This window comes from Haloarcula mannanilytica (assembly GCF_005406125.1).
GTDB lineage: Archaea > Halobacteriota > Halobacteria > Halobacteriales > Haloarculaceae > Haloarcula > Haloarcula mannanilytica.
Genome location: NZ_BIXZ01000028.1, coordinates 1 through 2,209, shown reverse-complemented (window position 1 = coordinate 2,209; position 2,209 = coordinate 1). Strand labels below are relative to the sequence as shown.

The following is a 2,209-nucleotide window of genomic DNA, read 5'->3' as shown; positions in this document are numbered from 1 at the left end:
GATGAGGCCTTCAAGATCATCGCGGACGCCTTCGACGAACGAGAGCGATATGAGGCGTTTGCCACGATACACGACGAGATGCAGGCAACAATCGAAGAAACGCTCCCACCGACAGAGGACCGGCCGACAGTTGGCTTAGTGTCGGTTAACTCAGATTTCGAGGCCGGATCGTTTTCCGTGTATACAGTCCGGGACTGGAACAATCACAAGCAGTACCGGGATCTGGAGATGCGCGGAGCGTTCGATGGCCACATTGAGGGGAACGCAGACTGGGATTACGAACAACTGCTTGAGGTCGATCCCGACGCTATCGTGTTCCAGTACGGCTTCTCACACGTCTCGACTGAGGAGTTCAAGTCCCGTATGGAGGCGATGCGTGCGGATCCGGTCGGCAGTCAGTTATCAGCAGTTCAAAACGACCGCCTGTACCGCGGTGGCACCGCTTACCAGGGGCCAGTTGTCAATCTCTTCCAAACAGAGGCGGCGGCAAGGCAGTTTTACCCTGAGTCATTTGGAGAGTGGAACGGGATAGAGACGCTTCGGGAGGACTCACTCACGCTGTTCGACCGCCAGCAAGTCGCGGATATCATCAATGGCGACTTCTAAAAGAGAATAGACTGATCCCGTTATTAACGCTTACTAGACAATCTATCAGTGTGTCATAGAACGATCTTATCGCTTCCAGAGGTCGTGATACAATTGCCACGATTGCGGATAAAATTCTGGGGGAGGGGTATGTCGTCCAAAACGTGGACTCAAAAGCGGCGGATGAGTCTGATGTTGAGTCACAGTATACTTCTGAGCAAGTGGCAGGCGCTGCACTGGCGACTGAATCTTTCTATGGCTTCCCGATTTTTTTACATTGATTATTCCGGAACGCACGGTGGTCCTGAAGATGTGAATGCAGCGGCAAAGTATCTCGATGAAACATGCCTTTTCTATGGCGGTGGTATCGAGAGTCACCAACAGACAACAGAGATACTCAATGCTGGTGCTGACGCTGTCGTCGTCGGTGATTGTTTCCACGAAAACCCGCCCTATATTTGGAAACGATTAGCGCGGTAATTGTTTGCTTCTCGCACTGAGTGAACCATCTCAGGATCCTGTCCCGAGATACTCTCCTTGTTCACGTGTCGAACTTCGACGTTTTGCAAGCGAATCCTAACAGAATCAAAAATGTAGAATAGGATGTATAAATGCATGCTCTTGAAGTGAAGAGTTGAGTGAACAAGTGCTGGTGGCTGACTCGTTGTCTGACCTCGAGTACTTAACGCTGAAGTCCTTCACACACTACGTTTCTTCAATGTTCAACCTCGAAGGTCAGCAGATGCGACCGAAGACGGGTGAAGGCCCCGTCTCCGTCAGTACTAACGCAGTACCGGTTCAGCCGAGTCTCACGAGGATTCCCGTCGTTCTCGTTCCACGCGTCCAGCGTGAACTCGCGGGCCTTCAGCACACCGCCAGCGGCTTCAAAGACAGCCGCGACTGACGGGGTTCCGTGGTTGTCGGCGACATATGCTACCCTAACAGCGTCGTGGTCGGCGTCAAGTCTCTGCCAGCCATCGAGTGTGTCTGGCGGTGTCTCGGCGAACTGCTTAATTTTTCGCTGAGTCCGTTCGGCTTCCGCTGCATCCCGCCACGCCTGTTTGATATCCTCCGCTTGTGACTGCTCGATCTCTTGGAGGACCTCGGTGTCGATACAGTCAGCGGCCCAGGCAAGTACTGTCTTGGCTTTCTTGTGTTTCTCTTCGGGTTCACCGTCTAACTGCCCGAAGTTCATCTCTCTGGGCGACATCAAGAGCACATGTGACCGCCAGTAGCCGGGATCGGCGTCACGGTCCTCATCACGATCAGGTGCCCATGACTCCATCGAGATTCGTATTTCCTCGTGATGACCGAATCCGGTCTGGACGCCGCCAGCACGCAGGATACGTTCTGCAAGATCGATCGTGCGTTCTTGCTCGTCGGCAGGGACATCATCTGGACGCTTGATATCGACGTAGAACGGGAGGCCGACATCGCTCACGATGGCTTTGTGGTAGTTCGGACTGAATGCCGGTTCTTCGAGGAAGATCGGTTCGAACGGCCGTGGTGAATCACCAGACGTAGCTTGATTTCACGGTTTCAGAGATTGCTTGATGTTGTGAACCGCACACATCAGGACTAGCTCACGAAATTCACCGTACCAGGTTCGCGCACGCACGGCGTC

The 2,209-nt window shown here is 53.4% G+C and carries 1 protein-coding gene and 3 pseudogenes; 2 read left to right on the top strand and 2 right to left on the bottom strand.

Annotated features, from left to right (window positions below; all coding sequences use genetic code 11):
* Positions 1 to 606, top strand: a pseudogene (locus Harman_RS21165) (ABC transporter substrate-binding protein); the annotation flags it as partial.
* Between the two features lie 62 nt (positions 607 to 668).
* Positions 669 to 1,065 (top strand): annotated as a pseudogene (locus Harman_RS21160) (geranylgeranylglyceryl/heptaprenylglyceryl phosphate synthase); the annotation flags it as partial.
* Positions 1,066 to 1,300: 235 nt separating this feature from the next.
* Here the strand turns inward: Harman_RS21160 and Harman_RS21155 are convergent.
* A complete protein-coding gene (locus Harman_RS21155; protein WP_137685637.1) occupies positions 1,301 to 2,074 on the bottom strand; it encodes a hypothetical protein in 774 nt (257 codons plus the stop codon).
* A 42-nt stretch (positions 2,075 to 2,116) separates the two neighbouring features.
* A pseudogene (locus Harman_RS21150) lies at positions 2,117 to 2,209 on the bottom strand (IS5/IS1182 family transposase); the annotation flags it as partial.